2 protein-coding genes are annotated in these 3,169 nt (G+C 71.7%); one reads left to right on the top strand and one right to left on the bottom strand.

The window, feature by feature from the left end:
• A partial coding sequence (locus tag ACFV6X_RS35455; protein ID WP_385390541.1) for a GntR family transcriptional regulator occupies positions 1-682 on the bottom strand: 682 nt, incomplete at its 3' end.
• A gap of 369 nt (positions 683-1,051) precedes the next feature.
• On the opposite strand from ACFV6X_RS35455, the gene ACFV6X_RS35450 reads away from it, so the two are divergent.
• Positions 1,052-3,010 carry an FtsK/SpoIIIE domain-containing protein gene (locus ACFV6X_RS35450; protein WP_377541243.1) on the top strand — a complete coding sequence of 653 codons (1,959 nt, stop codon included), beginning with the start codon at positions 1,052-1,054 and terminating at the stop codon, positions 3,008-3,010.
• Positions 3,011-3,169 lie beyond the last annotated feature (159 nt).

Here is a 3,169-nt window from a genome sequence, read left to right as displayed (position 1 = left end):
CCTCCACCGTGTCGCCCTGCGCGTCGACGTACACGTTCCGGCTCAGCAGAACGGGGGCGCCGGGCTCGACGCCAAGCAGAGTCGCCTGTTCCTCGGTTGCTGCATCGGCGGCGCTGGCTTCCTCGGAGGCCACGGCGCGTCGACCGGTGACGGCCTCGATGGCTGATGGGGTGCCGCCCGGGATCCGCTCGCGCTGCAGCAGAGCGGGCACGGTCTCCGCGAGTTCAGCGACGAACCAGCTCGTGCTCGCGGAGACCGGCTCCGCGTCGGCGTTGTGCGTGACCCGCTGGCGACGCAGCGCCTGGCCGCCGTCCTCGACGCCCAGGAGGTCCGCGACCCACTCGGGGGGAGTGGTCAGGTCGGCGCCCGTGATCACGGCGTACTCGCCGTCGGCGTAGATCCGCCCGGTAGTGAGCGCCGCCTCCAGGCGGTCGGCTGCGGTGCGGTGCAGGGTCCGGCGCGTGCTGACCGTGGTGGCCGCACCCTGCCGGCCTTCCGCGAGGCCTTCCGCCCTCAGCGTGCGGTGGACCTTCTGCGCGGTCGCAGTCGAGATGCCGTACTCCGCCGCGAGTTCGCGCACGGACGGCAGCACGTCGCCGTGCGCGAGTTCGCCGCTGACGATCTTCGACTTCAGCGTGCCGACGACTTGGAGATACGGAGGCGTGCGCTCCAGCGAGGACATGGCGGGGCTCCTTCGACGGGTGAACGGTGCGGTGATCTATCACAGCATCCGGAGTAGTGATCTAGCACAGTGTATGGCTTGACACAGCAACTGTGCCCCCACAGTATGGGTCTTGTTCGGCGGCGCCTCCCGAGGGGTCGCCGAACGGCTCGAAAATCCGGGGCCCTCGCGCGCACACGCGTAGGGGCCCCACCCCGGAAACCACCGCAACACCGAAACTCGCAGGTCACAGGCTTGCGGGGGCGCAACCGCCCGCAAGGGAGGTTGCGGCCCGGGGGTTGCGGGCTCAACCGCCACAAAACAGGCGGGCCGGAACGCCGCGCGAACGGCAATCCCGGCCCTGATCCACGACCACCCAAGGAGCGACTCGTGGACTACGCAGCAGCATGGAACAAGATCGGTACTGGTACCAAAACGGCCCGCGTGATCACGGCGGACCGGATCAACAAGACGACAGCGGCGGCGAGCCAGGCACTCGACGGCGCCGCCCCGATGTGTGCCCCGCTCGCGCACCGCTGGGACACGGAGGCCGAGCGCAGGGCGAAGCTCCGGACCCCGGAGAACCTGAAGGCGTTGATCGCTGCTCAGCGGGCCAACACGTCGGCGCGGTCGACGGCTGCGACCGCCGCGAGCCAGCGGAAGGCCGCACGGGCGGCGAGCAGCAACCCGTTCAACGGCGGCCGCCGCGCGGCCCGGACGGCGGACAAGGCAGGTCGCGCTCACGCCAAGGTCGCGCGCCGCGACCTGAAGTCGGCTCGCCGGAACTACCCGCTGACGCTCAACCAGCTCGCGGTCCGCGCCCACGCCGCGCACCTGATCCCGGCTGGGATCACCTCGTACGCGATGTCGTCGGCGGAGCACTGGGCGATGTGGCCGGCGGGAAGCTCGCTGAGCCTGATCGCCCTCAACGCTGCACTGCTCGCCGTCGGCCGCCGCCAGGTGCGGGTGCCGCTCGACGACGACGCCACGGCGGAGGAGCGCCGCCTCCTGGAGCGCCTCGACCCGTCGTACTGGGTCCAGCACGCCGACGAACGAGGCCTGTCGGGCACCGTGCCCGCACCGACCGAGCTGACCCCGGCCGGTCTGGTCACCACGGTGCGCCTTGATGGCCGGTGGAAGCCGTCGGCGTTCAAGGCCAAGCACGAGGAGATCCGGGCGATGCTCGGGGCCCGCACCGCCCTGCGTATGGAGATCAGTTCGGGATCGCATGGCGACCGCGCCACGATCACGCTGCGGACCCGCAGCGCTGCCGACGGCATCGACCTGACCGGCTGGAAGCCGGGCGACCCGTGGGGCGTCGACACGGTGACCGGCGAGCCGGTCATGGTCCCGCTCGGTCGCCGGATGCTGATCGCGGGGACCTCCGGGTCGGGCAAGAGCTGGAGCACCCGGGCCCTGCTCGCGGAGGCGTCCGAGGAGCCCAACCACCGCCTGGTCGTCATCGACCCCAAGCGAGTGGAAGGCATCAACTGGGAGCACCGCGCCCGCGTCGCCATCTACGCCGAAGACGTCCTCGGCGTGACGGACGAACTGGTCGCTGAGATGTACGAGCGGCTGGAGGAGATCCCGCGCGGCCGGGACACCATCGAGATCAGCACCCGCCGCCCCCGGATCACGGTCTTCGTGGACGAAGGAGCCGAGGTCATCTCCATGGCGCGCAAGAAGCGCGCCAAGGGCGGCGACGGCGACCCGGGCGACCCGGACTGGTCCCGGATCATGGAGAACCTGTCGACACTCGCCCGCATGGCGCGCGCCGCCGAGATCATCCTGATCTGGGCCACGCAGAAGCCGACCATGGACGCCAAGGGCGGCATCGACCCGCAGATCAGCGCCCAGATCACTTACCGCGCCGCCCTCGCCCTGAGCACGTCCGGCGAGAGCCGCGTCGTGTTCGGCGAGGACGCCACCGAGCGCGGCTGGCACGCCCACGACCTGCCGATGCCCGGCGTGGCCATGCTCCGCTCCGGACCCAAGGCGGCACCGCACCCGATCAGCACCCGGGCGTTCTCCCCGGCCGACGTCATCGCCCTCCCTGACCGCCCGGTCTGGCAGCGGTCGGCCAAGGCGCCGGCGCCTGTCCCGGCCCCGGCGTCCGAGCCGCTGCGTCTGGTGAAGGACGCCGCCCCCGCGGCTGCCGTCCCGCAGGACCTGACCGACAACCAGAAGGCCGTGCTTCAGGCCGCGATCGACGGCACGTCGACCAACGCCGCCATCGCCAAGGCGACCGGCATCAACCCCGGCTCGGTCACCCGCGCGGTCGACGCGCTGGTCAAGCGCGGGCTCCTCGCCAAGGACGGCACGACGATCCGTACGGAGGTCGCCGCATGAGCGCCAACCTCGCCCAGGCCGTGGCCGACGCCCGCGCGGCGGAGACCAACACCGAGCAGATCGCGCAGATCCTCGCCGTGGTCCAGGCCGTACAGGCGGCCACCCCCGCCCCGGCCGCGCACGCCGCCTGCAGCTGCTCGACGCAGAAGGCCAGCGGAT

This window comes from Streptomyces sp. NPDC059861 (genome assembly GCF_042731435.1).
Classification (GTDB): domain Bacteria; phylum Actinomycetota; class Actinomycetes; order Streptomycetales; family Streptomycetaceae; genus Streptomyces.
This window is presented reverse-complemented; position numbering and strand designations above follow the sequence as displayed.